Origin of the sequence: Shinella sp. (assembly GCF_052438155.1) — a bacterium.
Lineage (GTDB): Bacteria > Pseudomonadota > Alphaproteobacteria > Rhizobiales > Rhizobiaceae > Shinella.
In genome coordinates this window covers 800,595-822,233 of record NZ_JBQVPI010000001.1, presented here as the reverse complement: position 1 = coordinate 822,233, position 21,639 = coordinate 800,595, and the positions used below count along the sequence as shown (strand labels likewise).

At 62.2% G+C, this 21,639-nt stretch carries 25 protein-coding genes; 12 read left to right on the top strand and 13 right to left on the bottom strand.

The features are described from left to right. Window positions 1-107: 107 nt before the first annotated feature. The gene (locus ACT6VE_RS03850; protein ID WP_444797276.1) at window positions 108-2,378 is read right to left on the bottom strand and encodes an OmpA family protein; all 2,271 of its coding nucleotides are present in this window, start codon (window positions 2,376-2,378) and stop codon (window positions 108-110) included. 337 nt (window positions 2,379-2,715) lie between these two features. On the opposite strand from ACT6VE_RS03850, the gene ACT6VE_RS03845 reads away from it, so the two are divergent. The 4 genes from ACT6VE_RS03845 (at window position 2,716) to ACT6VE_RS03830 (ending at window position 5,710) form a co-directional block, all read left to right on the top strand. Continuing rightward, window positions 2,716-3,498 carry an ABC transporter substrate-binding protein gene (locus ACT6VE_RS03845; RefSeq protein ID WP_444797275.1) on the top strand — a complete coding sequence of 261 codons (783 nt, stop codon included), beginning with the start codon at window positions 2,716-2,718 and terminating at the stop codon, window positions 3,496-3,498. A gap of 170 nt (window positions 3,499-3,668) precedes the next feature. Beyond that, on the top strand, window positions 3,669-4,472 hold the full coding sequence (locus ACT6VE_RS03840; RefSeq protein ID WP_444797274.1) for an ABC transporter permease: 804 nt from the start codon (window positions 3,669-3,671) through the stop codon (window positions 4,470-4,472). Continuing rightward, window positions 4,469-5,299 (top strand): ABC transporter permease, encoded by an 831-nt coding sequence (locus tag ACT6VE_RS03835; protein ID WP_444797273.1) that lies wholly within the window; start codon window positions 4,469-4,471, stop codon window positions 5,297-5,299. The genes ACT6VE_RS03840 and ACT6VE_RS03835 overlap by 4 nt, the downstream gene beginning before the upstream one ends. A gap of 144 nt (window positions 5,300-5,443) precedes the next feature. Continuing rightward, entirely contained in the window at window positions 5,444-5,710 is a 267-nt protein-coding gene (locus ACT6VE_RS03830) for an usg protein (RefSeq protein WP_444797272.1), read from the top strand. Window positions 5,711-5,815: 105 nt separating this feature from the next. Here ACT6VE_RS03830 and ACT6VE_RS03825 read toward each other — a convergent pair whose 3' ends face one another. Together ACT6VE_RS03825 and ACT6VE_RS03820 are read right to left on the bottom strand one after the other, a co-directional pair. Next, a complete protein-coding gene (locus tag ACT6VE_RS03825) occupies window positions 5,816-6,604 on the bottom strand; it encodes a hypothetical protein (RefSeq protein ID WP_444797271.1) in 789 nt (262 codons plus the stop codon). Between the two features lie 57 nt (window positions 6,605-6,661). Next, window positions 6,662-7,390: a DUF2270 domain-containing protein gene (locus ACT6VE_RS03820; RefSeq protein ID WP_444797270.1), complete on the bottom strand. Its 729-nt coding sequence runs from the start codon at window positions 7,388-7,390 to the stop codon at window positions 6,662-6,664. Window positions 7,391-7,484: 94 nt separating this feature from the next. Here ACT6VE_RS03820 and ACT6VE_RS03815 point away from each other — a divergent pair, with 94 nt between their 5' ends. Then, the gene (locus tag ACT6VE_RS03815) at window positions 7,485-8,300 is read left to right on the top strand and encodes a methyltransferase (protein WP_444797269.1); all 816 of its coding nucleotides are present in this window, start codon (window positions 7,485-7,487) and stop codon (window positions 8,298-8,300) included. Window positions 8,301-8,318: 18 nt separating this feature from the next. On the opposite strand, the gene ACT6VE_RS03810 is transcribed toward ACT6VE_RS03815, so the two are convergent. After that, a complete protein-coding gene (locus ACT6VE_RS03810) occupies window positions 8,319-9,854 on the bottom strand; it encodes a sensor histidine kinase (RefSeq protein WP_444797268.1) in 1,536 nt (511 codons plus the stop codon). Between the two features lie 169 nt (window positions 9,855-10,023). Here ACT6VE_RS03810 and ACT6VE_RS03805 point away from each other — a divergent pair, with 169 nt between their 5' ends. From ACT6VE_RS03805 to ACT6VE_RS03795, 3 genes are all read left to right on the top strand, one after another. Continuing rightward, the gene (locus ACT6VE_RS03805; protein WP_444797267.1) at window positions 10,024-10,590 is read left to right on the top strand and encodes a thermonuclease family protein; all 567 of its coding nucleotides are present in this window, start codon (window positions 10,024-10,026) and stop codon (window positions 10,588-10,590) included. A gap of 12 nt (window positions 10,591-10,602) precedes the next feature. Beyond that, a complete protein-coding gene (locus tag ACT6VE_RS03800; RefSeq protein WP_444797266.1) occupies window positions 10,603-11,241 on the top strand; it encodes a uracil-DNA glycosylase family protein in 639 nt (212 codons plus the stop codon). Window positions 11,242-11,307: 66 nt separating this feature from the next. Beyond that, on the top strand, window positions 11,308-11,796 hold the full coding sequence (locus tag ACT6VE_RS03795) for an Lrp/AsnC family transcriptional regulator (protein ID WP_444797265.1): 489 nt from the start codon (window positions 11,308-11,310) through the stop codon (window positions 11,794-11,796). Here the strand turns inward: ACT6VE_RS03795 and ACT6VE_RS03790 are convergent, their stop codons facing one another. The 4 genes from ACT6VE_RS03790 to cobT all read right to left on the bottom strand — a co-directional run bounded on the left by ACT6VE_RS03790 (window position 11,797) and on the right by cobT (window position 14,979). Next, window positions 11,797-12,483 (bottom strand): DNA alkylation repair protein, encoded by a 687-nt coding sequence (locus ACT6VE_RS03790; RefSeq protein ID WP_444797264.1) that lies wholly within the window; start codon window positions 12,481-12,483, stop codon window positions 11,797-11,799. It abuts the gene before it with no gap. Beyond that, window positions 12,480-13,370 (bottom strand): NAD(P)-dependent oxidoreductase, encoded by an 891-nt coding sequence (locus ACT6VE_RS03785; RefSeq protein WP_444797453.1) that lies wholly within the window; start codon window positions 13,368-13,370, stop codon window positions 12,480-12,482. The genes ACT6VE_RS03790 and ACT6VE_RS03785 overlap by 4 nt, the downstream gene beginning before the upstream one ends. 113 nt (window positions 13,371-13,483) lie before the next feature. Further along, a complete protein-coding gene (locus ACT6VE_RS03780) occupies window positions 13,484-13,861 on the bottom strand; it encodes a diacylglycerol kinase (RefSeq protein WP_069058511.1) in 378 nt (125 codons plus the stop codon). 101 nt (window positions 13,862-13,962) lie between these two features. After that, entirely contained in the window at window positions 13,963-14,979 is a 1,017-nt protein-coding gene (gene cobT / locus ACT6VE_RS03775) for a nicotinate-nucleotide--dimethylbenzimidazole phosphoribosyltransferase (RefSeq protein ID WP_444797263.1), read from the bottom strand. A gap of 135 nt (window positions 14,980-15,114) precedes the next feature. Here cobT and ACT6VE_RS03770 point away from each other — a divergent pair, with 135 nt between their 5' ends. From ACT6VE_RS03770 to ACT6VE_RS03760, 3 genes are read left to right on the top strand one after another with little or no spacing between them, the layout of a single operon-like run. Continuing rightward, window positions 15,115-15,897, top strand: a complete 783-nt coding sequence (locus tag ACT6VE_RS03770; protein ID WP_444797262.1) for an adenosylcobinamide-GDP ribazoletransferase — start codon at window positions 15,115-15,117, stop codon at window positions 15,895-15,897. 37 nt (window positions 15,898-15,934) lie between these two features. Next, the gene (locus ACT6VE_RS03765; protein ID WP_444797261.1) at window positions 15,935-16,156 is read left to right on the top strand and encodes a DUF1289 domain-containing protein; all 222 of its coding nucleotides are present in this window, start codon (window positions 15,935-15,937) and stop codon (window positions 16,154-16,156) included. Further along, window positions 16,153-16,851 (top strand): retropepsin-like aspartic protease family protein, encoded by a 699-nt coding sequence (locus ACT6VE_RS03760; protein WP_444797260.1) that lies wholly within the window; start codon window positions 16,153-16,155, stop codon window positions 16,849-16,851. The genes ACT6VE_RS03765 and ACT6VE_RS03760 overlap by 4 nt, the downstream gene beginning before the upstream one ends. Window positions 16,852-16,857: 6 nt before the next feature. On the opposite strand, the gene ACT6VE_RS03755 is transcribed toward ACT6VE_RS03760, so the two are convergent. Together ACT6VE_RS03755 and dusA are read right to left on the bottom strand one after the other, a co-directional pair. After that, window positions 16,858-17,451 (bottom strand): J domain-containing protein, encoded by a 594-nt coding sequence (locus ACT6VE_RS03755; protein ID WP_444797259.1) that lies wholly within the window; start codon window positions 17,449-17,451, stop codon window positions 16,858-16,860. Window positions 17,452-17,643: 192 nt separating this feature from the next. Beyond that, entirely contained in the window at window positions 17,644-18,726 is a 1,083-nt protein-coding gene (dusA, locus tag ACT6VE_RS03750; protein WP_444797258.1) for a tRNA dihydrouridine(20/20a) synthase DusA, read from the bottom strand. 109 nt (window positions 18,727-18,835) lie between these two features. Between dusA and ACT6VE_RS03745 the strand changes: the two genes are divergently transcribed. After that, entirely contained in the window at window positions 18,836-19,366 is a 531-nt protein-coding gene (locus tag ACT6VE_RS03745; protein WP_444797257.1) for a gamma carbonic anhydrase family protein, read from the top strand. A 24-nt stretch (window positions 19,367-19,390) separates the two neighbouring features. Here ACT6VE_RS03745 and ACT6VE_RS03740 read toward each other — a convergent pair whose 3' ends face one another. Genes ACT6VE_RS03740 through ACT6VE_RS03730 form a run of 3 tightly spaced genes read right to left on the bottom strand, consistent with a single transcriptional unit; the run spans window position 19,391 to window position 21,541 of the window. Then, window positions 19,391-19,786, bottom strand: a complete 396-nt coding sequence (locus ACT6VE_RS03740) for a Fur family transcriptional regulator (RefSeq protein ID WP_444797256.1) — start codon at window positions 19,784-19,786, stop codon at window positions 19,391-19,393. Further along, window positions 19,783-20,613, bottom strand: a complete 831-nt coding sequence (gene znuB, locus ACT6VE_RS03735) for a zinc ABC transporter permease subunit ZnuB (RefSeq protein ID WP_444797255.1) — start codon at window positions 20,611-20,613, stop codon at window positions 19,783-19,785. Before znuB ends, ACT6VE_RS03740 begins: the two co-directional genes overlap by 4 nt. Continuing rightward, window positions 20,606-21,541, bottom strand: a complete 936-nt coding sequence (locus ACT6VE_RS03730) for an ATP-binding cassette domain-containing protein (RefSeq protein WP_444797254.1) — start codon at window positions 21,539-21,541, stop codon at window positions 20,606-20,608. The genes znuB and ACT6VE_RS03730 overlap by 8 nt, the downstream gene beginning before the upstream one ends. Between the last annotated feature and the right edge of the window lie 98 nt (window positions 21,542-21,639).

The following is a 21,639-nucleotide window of genomic DNA, read 5'->3' as shown; positions in this document are numbered from 1 at the left end:
GCGAATTTGTGTTGTTGCGACGCTAATCCATCGCAGATGAATCCGCGCTGAACAGGACATGGCCGCCGGTCGTGCCGACGGCCATGGTGAAACGCACGAAGACGCGATCAGTTCGCTTTCGCCATCGGACGCACCAGCGTCGTGACGCGGCGAATGGTGACGCGGCGGTTCTGCTGTTCGGCCACGTCGGTGCGCACTTTCAGGAAGCGCTCGCCGTAACCCTGCGTCTGGAGGTTTTCTGGCGGGACGCCGTAAACCTCGGTCAGCAGGCTCGCGACCGATTCGGCGCGCTCGTCGGACAGCACGAGGTTCGGCTTGTCGGCGCCGACCGCGTCAGTATGGCCCTCGATAAGGAAGGTCTCACCCGGATCCTTGTCGAGCACCTTCTGCATCGCCTCCGCCACGCTGCGCAGTGTGCGCGCCTGCGACATCGGCACTTCGGCGCTGCCGGTGGCGAAGGTGATCGTATCGAGGTCGATACGGCGCACCTTGTCGCGCAGACGGGCCGAGTGTTTCACCTCATCGATCGAATAGACACGCTCAACGCGCTCGACCGGCGGCTCGGAGAGGAATTCGTAGTAGTCGCGATCCGGCTCGCTCGACGTGTCGATAATGTAGTCGCTGACCGGTATGCGCAGACGCATCGGCGGCAACTCGTATCCCACATCGACGAGACCGGGGCGCGGCGCATCGCCTTCAAGTTCCGGCGCATAGACGAGGATATACTCCCTGCCGTCCCGGCCGACGCGCGAGCGCTGGATGATGTCGCCGTAGCGATTGTAGATCGTCACGATCCGCACGCCGCCGGGACGCGTGATCGTTTCGCGCATGCGTCCGCGGGCAAGGTTATCGTAGAAAACCTCTTCCGAATCGCGGCGCAGGCGCGGCCGGTCGTCGCCGCGCACAATCAACTGGTCGCCGACCTCAAGGACCGTGCGGTTTTCGATCCGCTCGATCACATTGACCTCGGTGGCGCTGTTGTCGATCGTCGTGTTGTTGACGGTGTTGTTGTTGACGATCGTATTGTTGATCACCGTGTTGTTGATGATGTTCGTCGTCTCGGGCACGGCGAAATCCGGTGCCTTCTCGACCCGCTCGCCCTCCTCGTTGATGGCCGCCTCGATCTTGCCGGGAACGGCCTCGCGAACCTCCTCGGAGATTTCGGCCTGGGCGGAATCATCCGATTCCGGCACCGGCATTGCCTCGTCCTGCGCACGCAATTCCTCGCGCTGCTTGCGGCGGTCCTCGCGGCCCTTCCGGCCACCGGTCTTGTCGGCATCCTTGTCGCTGTCTAGCACCGCGGCACCGTTTTCAACCGGCAGCACGACCGTCTCATCCGTCTTTGACGGGTCTTCGGCGATTTCCTGCTTCTGCTCTTCCGTCAGCGTCTCCACGACCTCCGGCACCGGCGCATCGATGGCCGTTTCGCCGGTCTCGGCGGTCGCAGGCTGATCCGTACCTGTTTCAGTCGGCGTTTCCTCACCGGCAACGGCCGGCTTCTCACGCTCTTCGGTCGGTGGTTGTTCGCCGGTCGTGGTCTCCTCAGCACTACCGTCCTGCTGCTTTACAGGCTGCTCGGCCTGCTGATCCTCAGCCGGCTTCTGTTCTTCGGCAGCCTTCTGCTCGTCGGCCTGTCGCTGCTGTTCGCCCTCAGCAGCGCGCTTCGCCTCGTCTTCCGCAGCTTTCTGCTCGGAAGCGGCTTTCTCGGCGTCCTCGGCGGCTTTCTGTTCGTCAGCCTGACGCTGCTGCTCTTCACCGGCAGCGCGCTGGGCTTCCTCTTCCGCAGCCTTCTGCTCGGCCGCGGCTTTCTCGGCGTCTTCAGCGGCCTTCTGTTCGTCGGCCTGACGCTGCTGCTCTTCACCGGCAGCACGTTGGGCTTCCTCTTCGGCAGCCCTCTGTTCGGCCGCGGCTTTCTCAGCGTCTTCAGCGGCCTTCTGTTCTTCGGCCTGACGCTGCTGCTCTTCACCGGCAGCACGTTGGGCTTCCTCTTCGGCAGCCTTCTGCTCGGAAGCAGCTTTTTCCGCGTCCTCCGCAGCCTTCTGTTCGTCGGCCTGACGTTGTTGCTCTTCACCGGCAGCACGCTGGGCTTCCTCTTCGGCAGCCTTCTGCTCGGCGGCGGCTTTCTCAGCGTCTTCCACGGCTTTCTGTTCGTCAGCCTGGCGCTGCTGCTCTTCCTCGGCGGCGGGCTGAGCATCATCCTGTTGTTGCTGCTGCTGTTGCAGGAGCAATTCTTCCTCGCTCGGCTGCCCTTCGCCGGTGTTCTCCTGCGCAACCTCTAACGGTTTCATCAGGGCGTCTGCGAGCGTCGGCGTCGCGATCAGCACCGTCGACAGGACAGGCAGCGCAACGGTTGCAAAAAGTCTGGAGCGGAAAGTCATCGTTTTATCCTCACGGTGTCCCGTCTTTTCATTTGCGGCCCACGCGGCTCTTCCGGCCGGTGCGCGAACCCGTCACAATCCACTCAAGGCCTAGCCAGGAGCATATTAACCTCACCTGAATGACCTTGGATGAGGCACCAGATAGGCCTCTTCCTCAGCCCGGCCAGAGGCGGGGCTTGAAATTGTCGGGGAAACCGGGCGGAAAAGCGGCGCGAAACCAGTTGATTTTTTGGCAAAAAACGGTCGATTATCCGGCCCAAGCGGGCAGGCCTGCCCGCTTCACATCAAGGCCCGGACAATAAGAAAAACCGGAGAGCCTTTAACAGAGAGGATCACAATGCGTATTTCCAAACGTTTCACGCTCGCAGCCTCGGCTGCGGTCATCGCCCTCTTCGCGTCGTCCGCGATGGCTGAAGGCGAGAAGATCGTGATTGGCACGGAAGGCGCGTACCCGCCCTTCAACAACCTCGAATCCGACGGCACGCTGACCGGCTTCGACGTCGACATCGCCAAGGCGCTCTGCGAGGAAATGAAGGCAGAGTGCACTTTCGTCACGCAGGATTGGGACGGCATCATCCCGGCGCTCATCGCCAAGAAGTTCGACGCGATCGTCGCCTCCATGTCGATCACCGCGGAGCGCAAGGAGAAGGTCGACTTCTCCAAGAAGTATTACAACACGCCGCCGGCCATCATCGTGCCGAAGGATTCCGAGATCAAGGAAGCAACCCCCGAAGCGCTCGCCGGCAAGGCACTCGGCGCACAGGGCTCAACGACCCACTCCAACTATGCGCAGGCGCATATGAAGGACGCCGACGTCAAGATGTATCCGACGGCTGACGAGTACAAGCTCGACATCGCCAACGGCCGCATTGACGCCGCCATCGACGACGTGGTGGTGCTGTCCGAATGGCTGAAGACCGATGCCGGCGCCTGCTGCAAGCTGCTCGGCACGCTGCCGATCGACCCGGTCATCAACGGCGAAGGCGCCGGCATCGCGGTCCGCAAGGGCGAAACCGCGCTCGCCGACAAGTTCACGGCGGCGATCGCAGCTATCCGCGCCAGCGGCAAGTACCAGGAAATCAACGCCAAGTACTTCCCGTTCGACGTCTATGGCGACTGATACACGGCCGTATCTGCGTCATGCGGGTTTTTTCTGACCCCATCACCAGAATGCACGGGCGGGAGGGCTTGCTCTCCCGCTCCTTTTGTTTGAGAACTTGCATATAAGAAAAGACAGGCGCACGAAGCGCTTGAACAACAAGCGCAAAGCGCATCGGGGGTTCTTCTGGCATGAGCGGGTTTTTCACCGCCATCGTCGAGGCGGTAACCGCATTTATCGGGATCATCGATCCCTTTTGCGGGCCGATCGGCATCTTCAATCTTTTCCTGGGCAATACGCTCCTGGCGTGTGGCGCCGCCGGCTGGGGCGACGAGATCGCCTTCGGTTTCCTGGTAACGGCAAGCCTCGCCATCGCGACCCTTCCCGTCGGCTTGCTGATGGGCTTCTTCATCGCGCTGGCAAAGCAGTCGGAAGAAAAGTCGCTGAGGCTTTCGGCCAATATCTACACCACGCTGTTCCGCGGCCTGCCGGAACTGCTGACGCTCTTCATCGTCTATTACGGCCTGCAGATCCTCGTGCAGAACCTCGTTGCCGCGATGGGGTATGACGGCACGATCGAGATCAATGCCTTCTTCGCCGGCATGTTCGCACTCGGCCTGGTCTTCTCCGCCTATTGTTCGGAAGTTCTGCTTTCCGCGTTCAAGGCCATTCCGCGCGGCCAGTACGAGGCGGGTTACGCGCTCGGCCTCCACGAGGGCCGCACCATGCAGCTCATCGTACTGCCGCAGTTGATCCGCGTTGCCCTGCCCGGCCTCGGAAACCTGTGGATGGCGCTCCTGAAGGACACCGCGCTCGTCTCCGTGATCGGCCTGCCGGACATCCTGCGCCAGACGGGCATCGCGGCGCGCGTCACCAAAGAAGCCTTCGAGTTCTACACCGTCGCCTGCGCGCTCTTCCTCATCCTTGCTTTCCTCTCGTCGCTGGTCTTCTCCAGCATCGAGAGCTGGGCCAAGCGCTCGGAGGTCGCGCGATGAGCTACGTCACCACCCTCATCCCGCCGCAAGCCCCGCCGCCGGCTCCGCTGAAGCGCTTCACCGCCAGCCGTTTCTTCGGCAATATCTTCATGGGTGTGTGGCTGGCGCTCGCCGTCGGCATCTTCCTGATGATCACCGGCGGCTGGGACACTGAAAAGTTCGCGAAATACGGGCCGAACTACCTGTCCGGCCTTGGCGTCACGCTGCTTTTGGTGAGCCTCTCGGTCGTGCTCGGCGGCCTCATCTCGTTGCCGCTCGCCTTCGCGCGCATGTCGAAGAACCCGGTCCTCTCCTGGTTTTCCTACGGCTATGTCTATTTCTTCCGCGGCACGCCGCTGCTGATGCAGTTGTTTCTCATCTATTACGGCCTCGGCAGTTTCTCCGCCGAACTCAAGGCCTGGGGCCTGTGGTGGTTTTTCCGCGATGCATGGAATTGCGCGCTTTTGACCTTCACGCTCAACACCGCCGCCTACCAGGCCGAAATCCTGCGCGGCGCGATCGAGAGCGTTGGGCGCGGCCAGCATGAGGGTGCGGCTGCTCTCGGCCTGCCGAAGAAGGTCGCCTTCTTCAAGGTTATTCTGCCGCAGGCGCTGATCGTGGCGTTGCGCCCTTACGGCAACGAGATCATCCTGATGATCAAGGGCTCCGCCATCGTCGCCATCGTCACGGTCCTCGACTTGATGGGTCAAACCCGCCTCGCCTTCTCGCGCACCTTCGACCCGCAGGCCTATCTGTGGGCCGCGCTGATGTATCTGCTCATGGTAGAACTGCTGCGCAATCTCTGGGCCTGGCTGGAAACCCGCCTGACGCGCCACCTGAAGCGCTGAACTCCCTGGCAGCACTCATACATGGGTGCTGCCAAATACCTGATTTCACAGAAATATTCTCATCGTGGATCAGAAATTAACGTTTCATTAACCCTGCAAGCGCTCAATTATAGGGACCATCATTCACCACGCAATGAGGTCGCTATGACGAACGACATGGCAATGCAGCTCAAGGGCTACGGCGTGACCACGGCCCAGATCCTCTACCGCATGCCGGATCATCAGCAATTCCTGCAAGCCTATATCTGGCAGCACTACGATCTCGCCCCCGACTTCCCCGAGATGAAGAGTTTTCTGAAATTCTGGCAGGAGAAGCTGGACGGCCCGATCCACTCGGTGAGCTACGTCCACCGCCGACTGATCTCTGCGACGGAATGGCGAGCACTCAAGGGTGAGTTCATCCTCAACTGAACAACGCTCAATCACCGTCGGACTCGAAACAACCGAGAGTGCGCCAGCTATCGAAGCTTCGACGTGCGGCGGGATCACATCAAGTGCATCGCTGTGTCCCAAAACCTAAGAATGGAATGTTGGGTGCTCGCTCGACCAATCTTGCAGTGCAACTTTATCAAAGGATTTAACGTGAACAGCTCCATAGGGATTATGTTTTAGTTCGTCTTCGTCATAACCATCGATTGGTAGCAAGATCGCGCCATGAATCGCCAGCGTCTTATCGACGCCATGGATATAAAGCTCCTCCGCAATATCGTCGATTATTGTTGTGAGCTCCAACTCGTCCTCAGCTAGAGCTCTCGACACGAAGACCTCAGGTAGCCCTATCAGATGAAACCCGACGCTGAGAAATGAATCATCGTCGCACAACGGCCGCCGGCTGAAAGCCTGACGACAAAGGCGGGCCAGAACACGCCCTTCCGAAAGGGATTCCGCATCGCGGCCGATTTGCTTCCATCGCGTGACACCGTGTGCGACACCGGCACTTTCTCCCTTCACAGCCGTAGCCCCATGATTGAGAGCATGAATGACCAATCGGAGAGCTACTGCGGATATTCTAACGGCATCTTCCGGATCCATATGCGGACCAAGCACATAGATCACGCAACCATGGCCACGCACCGCAATGCGATCGGCATCGTTCCATGCATTTTCGTGAACACGATCCCACGAGGCGTTGAAGGCATCGGCCATGCGTTCATCGGGTACGTCCTGAGAGAATTCCGTATCAACCTCGAAGCCGTCAGCGAAATCATCGATTGCCAACTCCATCGAACGAACGAGTTCTAAAAAATCACCCTTTTTACCCAAGATGCATAGGACGTGACGTGGTCGATAGTCAGAAAAACGCATGATCAGAAGCTCTGAAATTTCTGTATGGAGAATAGGCCGCCGCCTTATCGATGCAGCTTACACGTGCACAGAGCCATGCGCCAGTTCGGTATCGGACATATCCACCTTCAGTGAAAAATAGGCGATGACGACGTAGAACACCGCGACGAGGCCGATGACCGCCAGACCCGGAACCGGCCCAAGTGCAGCATTCGCCACGACATGCTCGATCGCGAGCGCCATGTCGCGGCCGGCCGTCGCGGGCTTCTGCATCATGGAGGATGAAATCTTCAGCGCCCAGGCGAGAAGCAGGATGAGATACATCCAGCAATAGTTCCGCCGCAGCCGCCGACAGGCCGCGTCGCGATAGCTGATCAGGAATTCCGGCTTTCGCAGGCTTTTGGCGATCGGAGCCGCCCAATCGAAGGCGAGCTGCCCGCGGGGATTGAGGATTTCGGCAAAATAGAACCGCTCTAGCTGCCGCACACGTGCCCGGTAGACATCGAAGAAGCGGTAGCGCCGCGCCTCGATCATCAACATCAACGTCACCAGCAGCATGGCGAAAAGCAGCACGCCGTGGTGCGACGTCGGCGTCGACAGCGAGACGGAGAGCAGCGCCGCCACCACGGTGATCGCCCAGTTCGACGTCTGGTCGATCCGGTTGCGCCAGCCGGCCATGCGCCCGAGCTCGCCGCGATAGTAGTGCACCACCGTGTTGATCGTCTCCATCGACGTCACTGGCAGGGCGGGACTGCCGGTCTGCTTGGCTTCCGCCGAAAGCGACAAGGGAGCCATATCGCCAGGCATGTCATTCCTCCGAATGGTCTTTTTGCTCTTGGGAGGATCATGCGCCTCTTTCGGCGATTGATAAACGGCTATTTGCGGCCTATGAGACGCCCCCATGACCAAGATCGACGAAGATGCGCTCGCGGAAGCCTATAACCGCGCCCTTTCGCTGGAAAAGTCCGGCGATTTCGATGCTGCCGCCAAGGCCTATGCCGAAGTGCTGGCGCTCGATCCCGAAGACCACGGCGGCGCTGCCGTGCGCCTCGCCTCGATGGGCCGCGGCGAGACGCCGGAAAAGGCGCCGGACGCCTATGTCACCACCCTCTTCGACCAGCACGCCGAGGTTTTTGACAACGTGCTCGTCGAGCAACTCGGCTATTGCGTGCCGCTGCTGGTGCGCCAGCGGTTCCAGGCGCTCGACATGGGTCCGTTCAAGCGCGTGCTCGATCTGGGCTGCGGCACCGGGCTGACCGGCGGCGCGCTGCGCGACATGGCAGAAGACATCACCGGCATCGACCTTTCGGAAAACATGGTCGAGATCGCCCACGAGAAGGATCTTTACGAGACCCTCTACGTCGCCGAAGCCGTCGATTTCCTCGATGACAACGACGACGAGTCCTTCGACCTCATCACCGCAACGGACGTGCTACCCTATCTCGGCGCGCTCGAACCGCTGTTCTTCGGCGCTGCGGAAAATCTCGTGGCCGGCGGGCACTTCATCTTCTCCTCCGAAACCTTGCTGGAAGAAACCTTCGCCGGCCGGCCTTTCATGGTCGGCCCGCACCAGCGCTTCGCCCATGCTGCGGATTACGTCCGCCAGCGCCTCGATGAAACGGGCTTCGACATCGTCGAGATCACCGACATCACCGTGCGCATGGAAGAAGGCGAGCCGATCGCCGGCCATCTGGTGCTCGCGAAATATCGCGGCTGACGGGCAGCTCTACCTCGCTCAGGCGAAACTTTTCTTGCGAGGGGCGACGGCCTGCGTGCCGGTGACGGCAGGCAGGCTCTGGAGCACGCGCTTGGCCGGCAGGATGGCAATCGCCTCGGTGCCTTCGCGCAGCTTGGATTTCAGGATGAATTCGCCATTGTGCTTGGCGAGGATGGCCTGAACGATCGGCAGGCCGAGACCGGTGCCCTGCTCGGCGCTCTTGATGGCGATGGAGCCCTGGCCGAAGGCGGAGAGCACGATCGGGATTTCCTCTTCGGGAATGCCGGGACCGTTATCCTTGATCGAGACATACTGGCCGCCGCCGGCGGTCCACCCGGCCTTGACGATGACCTCTCCGCCCTGCGGCGTGAACTTCACCGCGTTCGACAGCAGGTTCAGGATGACTTGGCGCAGCGCCTTTTCATCCGCCCAGACCGCCGGCATGCCGCCTTCGACCTGTTCGGCAATGGTGATGTTCTTGGCGCGCGCACGCAACTGCACCATGCCGATGCAGTCTTCCGCGATGTCGACCAGATGCACGGAATCCTCGGAGAGGTCGTATTTGCCCGCCTCGATGCGTGACAGGTCGAGAATCTCGTTGATGAGGTTCAGCAGGTGCTGCCCGGAGCGATGGATGTCGGAGGTGTATTCCTTGTAGACGGGGTTGTTGAGCGGCCCCAGCACCTCCGTCGACATGACCTCGGAAAAGCCGAGAATGGCGTTCAGCGGCGTGCGCAGTTCATGCGACATAGAGGCCAGGAAGCGGGATTTGGCGAGGTTGGCCTCTTCCGCCCGGCGGCGCGCTTCGTCCGACATGGATTTTGCCACTTCCAGCTCGGCGATCAGGTCATCCTTTTCCGACTGGGAGGAAAGCAATTGTGCGCTGGTGTGGCGCAGACGATGCGTCATGAACACCAGGAAAACCAGGGCCGCCGCGATGATCGCAGCCGTGCCGATAGTTGCCGAATCCGGACGCAGGGTCGCAGAGATAGCCAGGGCGACAACTGTCGGCGTGAAAGCATAGAGAACCGCATGGCGCAGCATGAGCGTGCTCATCGCCGTCACCGCGAGGGCCACGAGCAGCGCCGATCCCTTGTAAAAGTCGAATGTCGCGCCGCTGCACTGACCACAGGTCTGCAAGGCAAAGGCCGCCCAGGCAAATCCCATACAAACCTGCGCGATGAGAAACCGGCGTTGCCAGCGTCGAACGGTGTCGGCAGTGATTTCTCGCCCACGCGCACGCCGCGCGACGATCATGCCCAGCGCATGCATGCTCAAGGCCAGCACCGCCCAGGCGATGAGGCCGATTTCCTCGGTCAGATAGATCCCGCCGGCTGCAATCAGCACGATGACCATGGGTACAGCGAGTGCGCTCTGCACGGTCGAAGCGATGTGGAGCTGCAGCATTTCGCGCTCGAAGCCCGGAGAGAGGCCCGTCGCCGTCTGCAACCGTTCGCGAGTCGTGCGGACGGCCCGCGAAACAGCCTTGTTTCGGTGGCTGCGCGACTTGTCGACGATAATCTTGTCGGTCGATGTGCTGACGCCGGTACTCATCACAAATGCAACTGTTGCGGACAGCGTTGAATTCTAGGGTGGAATCCTTAAGAAGATGCTGCCGCGCATAAACCATTTGCGAACCATTCCGACATTTTCCGTAACGTGAATTCGACGGCATTCCGGCATATGACGGCACATCAAGACTCTGGTTTAAGGAACGGGTTGCATGGGGCTTTCCAGGCGGGTGCGCGATCTCGGCGTTGCGGTGGCGATCCTGGCGCTGACGGCGCTGGTCGTGGCGCGCATCAGCGGCGAAAGCGGCGAGACGATCATCGGCACGGCGCGGGCCGCGGACGGCGACACGCTGACGCTCGACGGGCACCGCATTCGTCTTGTCGGCATGGATACGCCGGAGATGATGCAGATCTGCAAGCGCGACGGCGAGGATTGGCGCTGCGGCGTGGCCGCGCGTTCGCGGCTTGCCGAATTTTTGCGGGCGGGCGCCGTCACCTGCCACACCCAGGGTACGGACAAATACGCCCGCTGGCTCGCGCGCTGCGAAACCGCCGATGGTGACCTCGGCGCACGCATGGTCCGGGAGGGCCTGGCGGTCGCCTATGGCAACTATGAGGACGAGGAGCAGTTCGCCAAGGCCGAGCGCAAGGGGCTGTGGGGAACAGAGTTCGACATGCCGCAGCAATGGCGCCGGATGAATGGCCGGCCGCAGGAGGAGGCGCACGACGCGGAACCCGGTATGCTCGGCGGCATTCTGGCAACATTCGGCTTGAACTGAACGGACGGCGCGATGGCTGACGAAAGACCTGCCGGCGACATAGCTGCGCTCCGCGCGGCGATCGCGGCCTGTCGGCTCTGCCGCGACACCCCGGCAAAGGTGGATAATCCCCTACCGCACGTGCCGCGTCCCGTCGCCGTCATTTCCGATAGCGCCCGCATCCTCATCGCCGGGCAGGCACCCGGGCTGCGTGTGCATGAAAGCGGCCTGCCGTTCAATGATGCCTCCGGCGACCGGTTGCGGGACTGGCTCGGCGTGACGCGCGATGCGTTCTACGATCCCGCAAAATTCGCGATCGTGCCAATGGGGTTCTGCTTTCCCGGCTACGATGCCCATGGCAGCGACTTGCCGCCACGGCGGGAATGCGCACCGCTCTGGCGCGCCGACGTGATTGCGGCCATGCCGCAGGTCGAACTCGTGCTGGCGATCGGGCAATATGCACAGGCCTGGCATCTCGGTGCAGCAAAGGCTTCGAGCATGACGGAAACGGTCCGCGACTGGCGCCGGCATCTGGGCCGCAACGAAAAGCCCGCCGTGTTACCGCTGCCCCATCCCAGCTGGCGCAATACTGGCTGGCTGAAGCGCAATCCCTGGTTCGAGGCAGACATTTTGCCGGAATTGCGAAAGCGGGTGAAAACCCTTACGGAATGAAATGACATTCTTTCAATTTACCGATATCCCGGTATATGAGGGAATTAAATTTCGCAGGAGAATACAATGGATCGTCTGGACCGCAAAATTCTGCGCCTCTTGCAGGAAGATTCCACGCTCGCAGTGGCCGACCTCGCCAAGAAGGTCGGGCTCTCCACCACCCCTTGCTGGCGGCGCATCCAGAAGATGGAAGAGGACGGCGTGATCCGCAAGCGCGTTGCGCTGCTCGATCCCGTCAAGATCAACACCAAGGTCACCGTCTTCGTCTCGATCCGCACCAATTCGCATTCCACGGAATGGCTGAAGCGTTTCTCCGAAGTGATCGTAGAGTTCCCGGAAGTCGTCGAGTTCTATCGCATGAGCGGTGACGTGGATTATCTCCTGCGCGTCGTCGTGCCGGACATCGCCGCCTACGATGCCTTCTACAAGCGCATGATCGCCCGCATCGAGATTCGCGACGTTTCCTCCGCCTTCGCGATGGAGCAGATCAAGTACACGACCGAGATGCCGCTCGACTACATGACGGTCGACAACCAGAAAAATGGCGACGATTGATCAGCGCTTGATCCGGGCGAGCGTTTTTTCCGCTGTCAGTTCGCGCACGCAATCCTTGCCGTTCCAACGTTCCGTGCGATCGGCACTTGCCGCGAGTTTTTGCGCAAGTGTAAGCGCCGGCCCATGGCAGGCATGGCTTCGCTTGCCGATGTTGCGCAATGCCCAATTGACCGCCTTCTTCACGAAATTGCGCGGGTCGGCTGCGTGGTTTTCAATGAGGCCGAGCCAGGCGATGACCGTCGCGTCCGGCTCTCGCTTCAGATGAACAGCCGCGCCGGCAATCATGGCAAAGGCGGCGCGGCGCACGAATTCCCGCTCCTCGTCGGCAAATTCCTCGATGAGCGCAAGAAGCCCAGCCTCGACAAAGAGATCGGCTGCGGCATCGACGATTTCCCAGGATGCGAAATCCTCGGCCAGGCGGCGAGCCTCCGCCACCGTCAGCGTCTTCGGCTCCATCGTGAAGAGCGCGAGCAAACGGGCTTCCCGGATGCCGCTTTCCCACAGGGCAAAAGCGCGGGCGTGGTCCTTTCCGGACGCCCGCGCAATTTTCCTGAGATCGGGATTGGAAATGCCGAGCGCCGCATCGGTGACGATGCCGTAGCGGGCAATCCCGGCAAGGTTTTCCTCGGATCGCAGCGTGTGGAGGTGCTCCAACAGATCAGCGGCCGAGGCGGTTTTGCCGATCATTTTTTCTCGAGCCGGGCGAGCAGCGCGGAGGTGTCCCAACGGTTGCCGCCCATCTCCTGAACATCGCCGTAGAACTGGTCGATGAGGGCGGTGACGGGGAGTTTTGCGCCGTTGCGGCGGGCTTCCGACAGGACGATGTCGAGGTCCTTGCGCATCCAGTCGACGGCGAAACCGAAATCGTATTTGCCGGCGATCATCGTCTTGTGCCGATTGTCCATCTGCCAGGAGCCGGCAGCACCCTTCGAGATGACCTCGATGACCGCCTCCATGTCGAGGCCGGCCTTGGTGCCGAAATGAATGGCTTCGGCCAGGCCCTGCACGACGCCGGCAACGCAGATCTGGTTGACCATCTTGGCCAATTGGCCCGCGCCGGTCGATCCCATCAGGCCGACCATCCTTGCATAGGCCTCCATGACAGGCTTCGCCTTCTCGAAGCTCGCCGCATCGCCGCCACACATGATGGTGAGTACACCATTCTCTGCGCCCGCCTGGCCGCCGGAAACGGGTGCGTCGATGAAGCCAAAACCCTTGTTTCTGGCGGCAATGTCGAGTTCGCGGGCGACCTCGGCCGAGGCCGTGGTGTGATCAACGAGGATTGCGCCTGGCTTCATACCGTCCAGCACGCCGTCCGTGGCGATCGTGACGGAGCGCAGGTCGTCATCGTTACCGACGCAGGTGAAGACGAGATCGACGTCCTTTACCGCTTCCGCGGGCGTGCGAAACGCCGTGCCGCCGAATTCAGCAGCCCACTTTTCCGCCTTGGCGAAGGTGCGGTTGTACACCGACACCTCATGGCCGCCCTTGACCTTCAGGTGGCCTGCCATGGGATAGCCCATGACGCCGAGACCGATGAACGCAACCTTTGCCATGCCGTAACCTCCTGCAATCTTTGGCAGGAGGTTTAGCGGATGATCGGTTTTGGTGAAAGTGTTTCTCGCTCAGGGGATAGAAAGGCGGAGAGATCCGTCACGCGCGACCGCAGCGACAGGACCCGACCGCATCAAACGAACTGGGAAATCACCACGTAACCGGCATAGACGGCATTCGAGATGATCAGGCAGAACACGGCGAACGAGCCGAGGTCCTTCGAGTGCTTGCCCATTTCGGAGATTTCCGGCGAGACCCGGTCGACGATCTCCTCGATCGCCGTATTGAGCGCCTCGAAGGCGACCATCAGCAGGAACAGGATCGCCATCGCCACGTATTGGAAGAAGGACGCACCGACGACGGTGAACAACACCATCGCGACGCCGAAGGCGATCAACTCGTGCCGAAAGGCCGATTCGCCGAGCAGCCGGCGCGCGCCGGCAGCCGAATAGGTTGCTGCCGCAATCAGGTGGCTGAAGCCTGTCTTTTTCTCGATTGGTGCCTGACCCATTCCAAAATCCTGATTCTGCCGCGCCCATAAAGCATGCCCGCATGACGGGAATGCCTTGGGTCTCAATTCACACCATTTGGGGCTTTTTGCCGACCGCCGAGTTAGGTGCGGTTGCTGACACCCGCCTGAACGAAGGTCGCCATGCCGGAATGGCAGGCCGCGGCCGCCTTGACGATGCCGGCGGCCAGCGCCGCGCCAGTACCCTCACCGAGCCGCATCCCGAGCGCGAGAAGCGGCGTCTTGCCAAGCTTCTCGATCGCCTTCATATGCGCCGGCTCCGCAGAGACGTGCCCGATGAGGCAATGGTCGAGTGCCGCCGGGTTGGCGGCGCGAAGGACCGCACCCGCGACCGTTGCGACATAACCATCGAGGATGACCGGAATCTTCTGCATGCGTGCGGCGAGGATCGCGCCGGCCATCGCGGCGACCTCACGGCCGCCAAGGCGGCGCAGCACCTCGAGCGGATCGGACAGATGCGGACGGTGCAGGTCGACCGCCTTCTTCACGGCGGCGATCTTGCGCTGCAGGACCTCACCCTCCGAGCCAGTGCCCGGACCGACCCACTCTTCCGCCGTGCCGCCATAGAGCGCGAGGTTAATGGCGGCGGCGATCGTCGTGTTGCCGATGCCCATTTCGCCGACGCACAGCAGGTCCGTGCCACCAGCGACCGCCTCCATGCCGAAGGCCATGGTGGCCGCGCAGTCGCGCTCGGAAAGGGCGGCTTCCTCCGTGATGTCGGCGGTCGGATAGTCGAGCGCGAGGTCGAAGACCTTCAGGCCGAGATCATGCGTTACGCAGATCTGGTTGATCGCCGCGCCGCCGGCCGCGAAATTCTCCACCATCTGCGCCGTGACCGAGGACGGGTAAGGCGTGATCCCCTGCTTGGTGACGCCGTGGTTGCCGGCGAAGATGGCGACGAGCGGGCGCGTCACGGCCGGCGGACGGCCGGTCCAGGCGGCGAGCCAGAAGGCGATTTCCTCCAGCCGGCCGAGCGCGCCAGGCGGCTTGGTCAGCTGCGCATCGCGTTCGCGCGCAGCCACGAGCGCTGCCGAATCCGGGCCGGGCAGATTGCGCAGCAATTCACGAAAATCATCGAACGGCAGGCCGCTGGCACTCATCTTGGGGAATTCCTTGCTTGGGGCTTTCAAAGGCAGGTGTTTGGTGTCTCCTAATAGAGGCCGGGCGCGAATCCGACAACCGCATTTGCAGCAACCGTCGTTTCCTTTTGCGGCCTTAACAGCAGGGGCTCCTTCGTGACCATCCAGGACTATATCGACGACATCGCCCGCTCGGTCGCCTTCCTGTCGCGCGTGCCCGTACCGCAGCGCCACTTCATCGGCCATGACGGGCGGCTTTCGCGCGCCGTCCGCGCCTTTCCGGTCGCCGGCGTGCTGATCGTGCTTCCCGCCGCAGCCCTCGCCGCCGTCCTTTCCGCCCTAGGCGCCCCGCCGCTTCTCAACGCCTTCGCCACGCTTGCCTTGCAGGTTCTGGTTACCGGCGCGCTGCACGAGGACGGCCTTTCCGACAGCGCCGACGGCATCGGCGGTGGAAAGGACCGGGAAAGCGCGCTCGCCATCATGAAGGACAGCCGGATCGGCTCCTACGGTGCGGTGGCGCTCATCCTGTCCTTCGGGTTGCGCACCGCGGCGATCGCGGCCCTTGCCACGGCCCTCACACCCTCCGGCCTCGGCATGGTCCTGCTTGCCGTCGCCGCCGCCAGCCGGACGGCCATGGTCTGGCACTGGTCGCTGCTGCCACCGGCCCGGCGTGATGGTGTCGCCGCCTCGGTCGGTGAGCCGGACAGCAGCGCCACCATCTTCGCGCTGGTGAGCGGCGTGCTCATCACCGCGCTGCTGCTCCTCCCGCACGGCAGCGTGCTTTCACTCGTCCTGATGTTTGCGGCGGCGGCCCTCTCCGTCCTCGCCTTCAATCGAACCGCGATGCACAAGATCGGCGGGCATACCGGCGACACGATCGGCGCAACACAGCAGCTCTCGGAAATGTCAGTGCTGTTCGCCCTTGCCTTGGCGCTCTGAGCTGACGATATAGGAGGAAAAGTACGCTGGAGCCGCGATGGAATCGCCCTGTATTCTCGTCTGTTCGATCGACATGGTGACCGGCTACTGTTTCGGCTGCGGCCGCACCCGCGATGAAATCGGCGCCTGGACGCTCTACACATCCGACCAGCGCCGCGCGATCATGGCCGATCTGCCGGCCCGCCTTGATACCGTCGAACACAAGCCGCGGCGCGAGACCCGCCGCACGCGCATGGCGCGGGAGCGCGGTGAAGCATGAGGCTCTACATTCTTCTCGGCATCCTCGCCGTCGGCCTTGCCTTCCTGATCCTCAACCACGACAGCGGCCGCACGATGGGCATGGACAACAACGACTTCGGCCGTCTCGTCACGCTCTCGGCCATCGCCACGATGATGGCGGCCGGTGTACTGGCCGGCAGACGGCAGTTCGGCGAAAGCGTGCGCCAGGCCGGCATCTGGCTGCTGCTCATCCTCGTGCTGGTCACCGGTTATCTCTATCGTTTCGACCTGCAGGATTTCGGCAATCGCCTGACCGCCGGCCTCATTCCCGGCCGCGCGGTCGTGACGACCAGCGCCAGCGGCGAACAGATTCTGGTGATCAACAAGGGCATTTCCGGCCATTTCGAAGCGGATGTGACGATCGACGGCACGCCGCTGCGCATGCTGGTCGATACCGGGGCAAGCTCCGTCGTGCTTTCCTACGAAGACGCCATGCGTCTCGGTATCAACCCGGACAACCTTGTCTTCTCCATCGACGTCTCCACCGCCAACGGCCGTGCGCGCGCAGCCCCCGTAACGCTCAGGGAAGTCGTGATCGGCCCCATCCTGCGCGGCGCGATCCGCGGCATGGTCACCGAAGAGGGACGCCTCGACCAGAGCCTGCTCGGCATGAGTTTTCTGGAAACGCTCGGCTCGATCGAGATCACGCGGGACGAACTGCGGCTGAAGGATTAATCCTCCCTACTCCGCCGCCTCGCCCTTGATCACTTCCACAGCCGCGGCAAGCTCATACGAGTAGCCTTCCAGCATGGCATAGGCCTGCTCGATGACCGCGATCTGGCTCTCCGCATTGCGGATCGCCTCTGCGATTGACTGCGAACGGGCGCGCAGCATGGAGCCGAGAAAATCCGTACCGGCCTTGCGGCCCAGCCGGTCGATGTGCTGGCGCACGCGATTGCGGTGGCGCTCCAGTTCGAGGATGTGGAAGCGGCTTTTGACGATGTCGTCGGAAAGTTTTCGCCGCATCGCCGCCAGCGGATCGAAGCTGCCGGGCTCGCGCTCGTCGAGAATGACGTCGTTGACCAGCGGCTCCAGCAGCATCAGGCCCTTGAGGTCGCGTGGATCGGCAAGCTGCGGATCGAAGCCGGTATCGTCAAAGACCTTGCGGCGAATGGGGTTGCGCAGAAGGTCGTAGCAGGTCTGAAGGCGGGAAAATTGGTCCGCGTCGCCACCCGAATCGGGGTGCATGCCCTTGGCGGCCTTGCGATAGGCAGCCTTCACCGCGTTGTCGTCGGCATCGCGCTCTATTCCGAGCATGGCGTATGGATCGATCACGCGGCCACCTGTTCGTCTCTGTCTTTTTTACGCAATTCTCGGCAAGCAAAACCGCTGCGCACTGTTGTCGGTATTGCCATGTCGCGTTCACACCTAGCCCCGTGGCGCCTTGCCATCAAGGGCGAAGCAAGCGAAGTTTCCAACTCCGAGAGGACGAAATTGTGGTCGCCGCGCGGCGATGCACAGAAAGCTCTATTCCGCCGCCGCGCCCGCTTGCGCCCGGACGGAAAGCACTGCCGCAAAGGCCCCCTCGATCACCTCCGGCCCCGCCCCCGGCTTCGTCGCATCCGTCGACAGAATCTGGCGGTAGCGTCGCACGCCCGGAAAGCCCTGGAACAGCCCGACCATGTGGCGCGTCACATGCGCCACCCGTCCGCCGCGCGCCACAACGCCGGCGGCATACTCCATCATCGCGTCCCGGACGGTTTCCCAATAGTCCACGGGAAGATCCTGCGGGGGAATAGCCGCTCCAGAGGAAAGCCAGGCCTCCTGCGAAAACGGATGCGGGAAACGATCGTCCACGCCCGTCAGGACACCGCTATCCTGATACGCCGCCCGTCCAAGCATGGCGCCATCGAGACCGTCGATTTCCTCCACGGCCTGACTCAATGTGTGAAGCCCGCCGTTCAGACCAATGAAAAGATTCGGGTTTTCCACCTTCAGCCGGCGCACCAACCCGTAATCGAGCGGCGGGATATCGCGGTTCTCCTTCGGCGACAGGCCCTGCAGCCAGGCCTTGCGCGCATGGACCCAGACGGCATCCGTGCCGGCGGCCTTGATGCGCGCGACGAGGTCGCGCAAAGCCACCTCGGGATCCTGGTCATCGACACCGATGCGGCACTTGACGGTCACGGGAATGGCAACCGCCGCCTTCATCGCCGCCACGCAATCCGCCACAAGCTGCGGCTCGCGCATCAGGCAGGCGCCGAACGTACCGGATTGCACGCGGTCCGACGGACAGCCGACATTGAGGTTGATTTCGGCATAGCCGAACCCCTCGCCGATCCGCGCCGCCTCCGCGAGCTTGTGCGGATCATTGCCGCCAAGCTGAAGGGCGACTGGATGTTCCGCCGCATCGAAATCGAGCAGTCGCTCCCGGTTGCCGCGCAGGATCGCGTCCGCAACGATCATTTCCGTGAAGAGCAGCGCGTTCTTCGTCATCTGCCGCGCGAACGCGCGGTAGTGACGGTCCGACCAGTCGATCATGGGGGCGGTTGCGAAAATCTTCGTCCCCGAGCGCACGGCCTGCTGGTAGAATGTGCCTGTATTCGTCATGATCGGCCTCATACTCCATGCACGGCAGAAAAACCACCCTTCGGCCTTTTCGCGACCCGGCGGGCCGATGCTAGAGTGGCGCCGAGGAATCAAACCGCCGGAGGACCCCATGCCGCTCTATTCCCTTGACGACCGGACGCCCACGCTACCCGCCGCGGATCGCTACTGGGTGGCACCGGATGCGAACGTCATCGGCAAGGTGATCCTCGGCGAGGATGTGGGCATCTGGTTCGGCGCGACACTGCGCGGCGACAACGAACCGATCATCGTCGGCGCGCGCACGAATATCCAGGAAGGTGTCGTCGTGCACACGGACCCCGCGAAGCCGGTCGTCATCGGCGAAGGCTGCACGATCGGCCACGGCGCCATCATCCATGGCTGCACCATCGGCAACAATTCCCTGATCGGCATGGGCGCGACCGTGCTGAATGGCGCCGTGATCGGCAATAACTGCCTCGTCGGCGCCAATGCGCTGGTGACGGAAGGCAAAGTGTTTCCGGACAATTCGCTGATCGTCGGCTCCCCCGCCAAGGTTGCCCGCACGCTGGACGACGCTGCCATCGAAGGCCTGAAACGTTCGGCCGAAAGCTACGTGCGCAACTGGCAGCGCTTCAAGAAGGGGCTAAAGCTGATCGGTTGAGCGTTGGTTCTACGCTGGAATCGCTTACGCGCAGCCCGCACAGGTGCCGCGGATTTCGATCGTCGTCTTGCCGGTCTTGAAGTTGCGGTCCTTGGCAAAACCTTTCAGCCGGTCCTCGATCATGTGATCGTGGAACTCCGTCACCTGGCCGCAGGTCTCGCAGATCGTGAAGGCCGTGAGGCCATGGGCGTGACAGCCCTCATCCGGATGCGCGCAGGCGACGAAGGCATTGATGCTTTCGAGCCGGTGCACGAGGCCGAATTCCAAAAGCTTGTCGAGCGCCCGATAGACCTGCAAAGGCGCGCGAAAACCATCGTCGCGCAGCTTATCGAGGATGGAATAGGCGCTGAGCGGGCTGCCGGAATGCGATAGCACGCCAAAGACGAGGCCCTGGTTGCGCGTCAGTTGTTGCGTGGTCATGCCTGACCTCCCTGGCTTGTCGCCGAATGATCCACTTCGCCCGTCCTCTGCTTCGTCAGCAGGCTCAGAACGAACAGGCCAAGTGCTGCCACGACGATCGAAGGACCGGAGGGTGTATCGAATTTCAAGGAACCGAAAAGCCCGCCCACAACGGCCAGTGCTCCAATGACCGAGGCGAGCACGGCCATGACCTCCGGGCTGGTGGAAAAGCGCCGTGCGGTCGCCGCCGGGATGATCAGCAACGAGGTGATCAACAGGATACCGACGATCTTCATGGCAATGGCAATGACCAGCGCCATCAGCAGCATGAAGACAAGCCGTGCCCTTTCAGGCTGCAGGCCTTCGGCCTCCGCCAGTTCCGGGTTCACCGTCGAGGCGATGAGCGGGCGCCACATCCAAACGATGGCGAAGGTGACGAGAATACCGCCGCCCCAGACGAGATCCACATCGGCACGCGAAACCGCGAGAATGTCGCCGAACAGGAAGCCGACGAGGTCGATGCGCACCCAGGTCATGAACGACACCATGACGAGCCCGATCGCCAGTGTGGCATGCGAGAGAATGCCGAGCAGCGCATCCGTGGACAGCGTGCCGCGCTTCTGCAGCAGTAGAAGCAGCATGGAAATGGCCGCAGCGACGATGAAGACGCTGATCAGCAGGTTGAAATCCATCAGCAGCGACAGCGCGACGCCAAGCAGCGCGGAATGGGCCATCGTATCGCCGAAATAGGCCATGCGCCGCCAGACGACGAAGCAGCCGAGCGGCCCGGCGGTGATGGCGAGCCCCACGCCGGCGACGAGCGCGCGCATGAAGAAATCGTCAAGCATCGCGCCGCGCCCCTCTGCTGCCGGCCGGTGCCGGGCTGTGATCATGGCCGCAGCCGCAGTTCGGCCCGTGCGTGTGCACGATGCGCATCGGTCCGGCTTTTCCGCCGGTCGGCAGGATTTCGACGTGATGGCCGTCGTCCGGCCGGCAATCGTCGGTGATCGAGCCGTCGGAATGCTGCACACGGCCATCCGGCAGATGCGTATGGTCGTGATTGTGGTTGTAGAAGGCGAGCGTCTGGCCGGCCCGTGCGCCAAAAAGCTTGAGATATTCCGGGCTCTGGCTGACGATTTCCGGCGTGCCGCGGCAACAGACGTGGCCGTTGAGGCAGATCACGGTATCCGTCTCGGCCATCACGACATGCAGGTCGTGCGAGATCAGCAGGATGCCGCAGCCCGTCGTGTTGCGGATGGTCTTGATGAGATCGTAGAGCGCGATCTCCCCGGAAAAATCGACGCCCTGCACCGGCTCGTCGAGCACCAGCAGGTCGGGCTTGCGGGCAATCGCGCGGGCGAGAAGCGCGCGCTGGAATTCACCGCCGGAAAGATGCTGCACCTCCGCACGCGCGAGATGACGAATGCCCGTCGCCTCCAATGCCGCGTCGATCTCCGCACCTTTGAGCGGCGAGGTCAGCGTCATCAGTCGGTCGACGGTGAGCGGCATGGTCCAGTCGACGGCGAGTTTCTGTGGGACATAGCCGACCTTCAGGCCAGCCTTGCGCTCCACCCTGCCCTCATCCGCCTTCAGCACGCCGATCGCCGCCTTGGCGGTCGTCGATTTGCCTGAGCCGTTCGGGCCGATCAGCGTGACGATCTCGCCCGGCGCGATGGAAAACTCCACGCCGCGCACGAGCCAGCGGCCCTGGCGGCGCACGCCGACCCCCGCAAGCGAGACGAGCGGCTGTACGGTCTTGGTCGGGGTTTGCAGCATCATTTTTCCAAAAAGCCTGTTGCCACCGGATATGGCACACGTTATAGCATAACGCAATTGATGTAATAACATTACACTTGAATTCAAGACGGAGTTTT

Excerpts from the sequence above, each read along its gene's own strand:
- ACT6VE_RS03850 (WP_444797276.1), bottom strand. The coding sequence starts at position 2,378 with ATGACTTTCCGCTCCAGACTTTTTGCAACCGTTGCGCTGCCTGTCCTG.
- ACT6VE_RS03845 (WP_444797275.1), top strand. The coding sequence starts at position 2,716 with ATGCGTATTTCCAAACGTTTCACGCTCGCAGCCTCGGCTGCGGTCATC.
- ACT6VE_RS03840 (WP_444797274.1), top strand. The coding sequence starts at position 3,669 with ATGAGCGGGTTTTTCACCGCCATCGTCGAGGCGGTAACCGCATTTATC.
- ACT6VE_RS03835 (WP_444797273.1), top strand. The coding sequence starts at position 4,469 with ATGAGCTACGTCACCACCCTCATCCCGCCGCAAGCCCCGCCGCCGGCT.
- ACT6VE_RS03830 (WP_444797272.1), top strand. The coding sequence starts at position 5,444 with ATGACGAACGACATGGCAATGCAGCTCAAGGGCTACGGCGTGACCACG.
- ACT6VE_RS03825 (WP_444797271.1), bottom strand. The coding sequence starts at position 6,604 with ATGCGTTTTTCTGACTATCGACCACGTCACGTCCTATGCATCTTGGGT.
- ACT6VE_RS03820 (WP_444797270.1), bottom strand. The coding sequence starts at position 7,390 with ATGCCTGGCGATATGGCTCCCTTGTCGCTTTCGGCGGAAGCCAAGCAG.
- ACT6VE_RS03815 (WP_444797269.1), top strand. The coding sequence starts at position 7,485 with ATGACCAAGATCGACGAAGATGCGCTCGCGGAAGCCTATAACCGCGCC.
- ACT6VE_RS03810 (WP_444797268.1), bottom strand. The coding sequence starts at position 9,854 with ATGAGTACCGGCGTCAGCACATCGACCGACAAGATTATCGTCGACAAG.
- ACT6VE_RS03805 (WP_444797267.1), top strand. The coding sequence starts at position 10,024 with ATGGGGCTTTCCAGGCGGGTGCGCGATCTCGGCGTTGCGGTGGCGATC.
- ACT6VE_RS03800 (WP_444797266.1), top strand. The coding sequence starts at position 10,603 with ATGGCTGACGAAAGACCTGCCGGCGACATAGCTGCGCTCCGCGCGGCG.
- ACT6VE_RS03795 (WP_444797265.1), top strand. The coding sequence starts at position 11,308 with ATGGATCGTCTGGACCGCAAAATTCTGCGCCTCTTGCAGGAAGATTCC.
- ACT6VE_RS03790 (WP_444797264.1), bottom strand. The coding sequence starts at position 12,483 with ATGATCGGCAAAACCGCCTCGGCCGCTGATCTGTTGGAGCACCTCCAC.
- ACT6VE_RS03780 (WP_069058511.1), bottom strand. The coding sequence starts at position 13,861 with ATGGGTCAGGCACCAATCGAGAAAAAGACAGGCTTCAGCCACCTGATT.
- cobT (WP_444797263.1), bottom strand. The coding sequence starts at position 14,979 with ATGAGTGCCAGCGGCCTGCCGTTCGATGATTTTCGTGAATTGCTGCGC.
- ACT6VE_RS03765 (WP_444797261.1), top strand. The coding sequence starts at position 15,935 with ATGGAATCGCCCTGTATTCTCGTCTGTTCGATCGACATGGTGACCGGC.
- ACT6VE_RS03760 (WP_444797260.1), top strand. The coding sequence starts at position 16,153 with ATGAGGCTCTACATTCTTCTCGGCATCCTCGCCGTCGGCCTTGCCTTC.
- dusA (WP_444797258.1), bottom strand. The coding sequence starts at position 18,726 with ATGACGAATACAGGCACATTCTACCAGCAGGCCGTGCGCTCGGGGACG.
- ACT6VE_RS03745 (WP_444797257.1), top strand. The coding sequence starts at position 18,836 with ATGCCGCTCTATTCCCTTGACGACCGGACGCCCACGCTACCCGCCGCG.
- ACT6VE_RS03740 (WP_444797256.1), bottom strand. The coding sequence starts at position 19,786 with ATGACCACGCAACAACTGACGCGCAACCAGGGCCTCGTCTTTGGCGTG.
- znuB (WP_444797255.1), bottom strand. The coding sequence starts at position 20,613 with ATGCTTGACGATTTCTTCATGCGCGCGCTCGTCGCCGGCGTGGGGCTC.
- ACT6VE_RS03730 (WP_444797254.1), bottom strand. The coding sequence starts at position 21,541 with ATGCTGCAAACCCCGACCAAGACCGTACAGCCGCTCGTCTCGCTTGCG.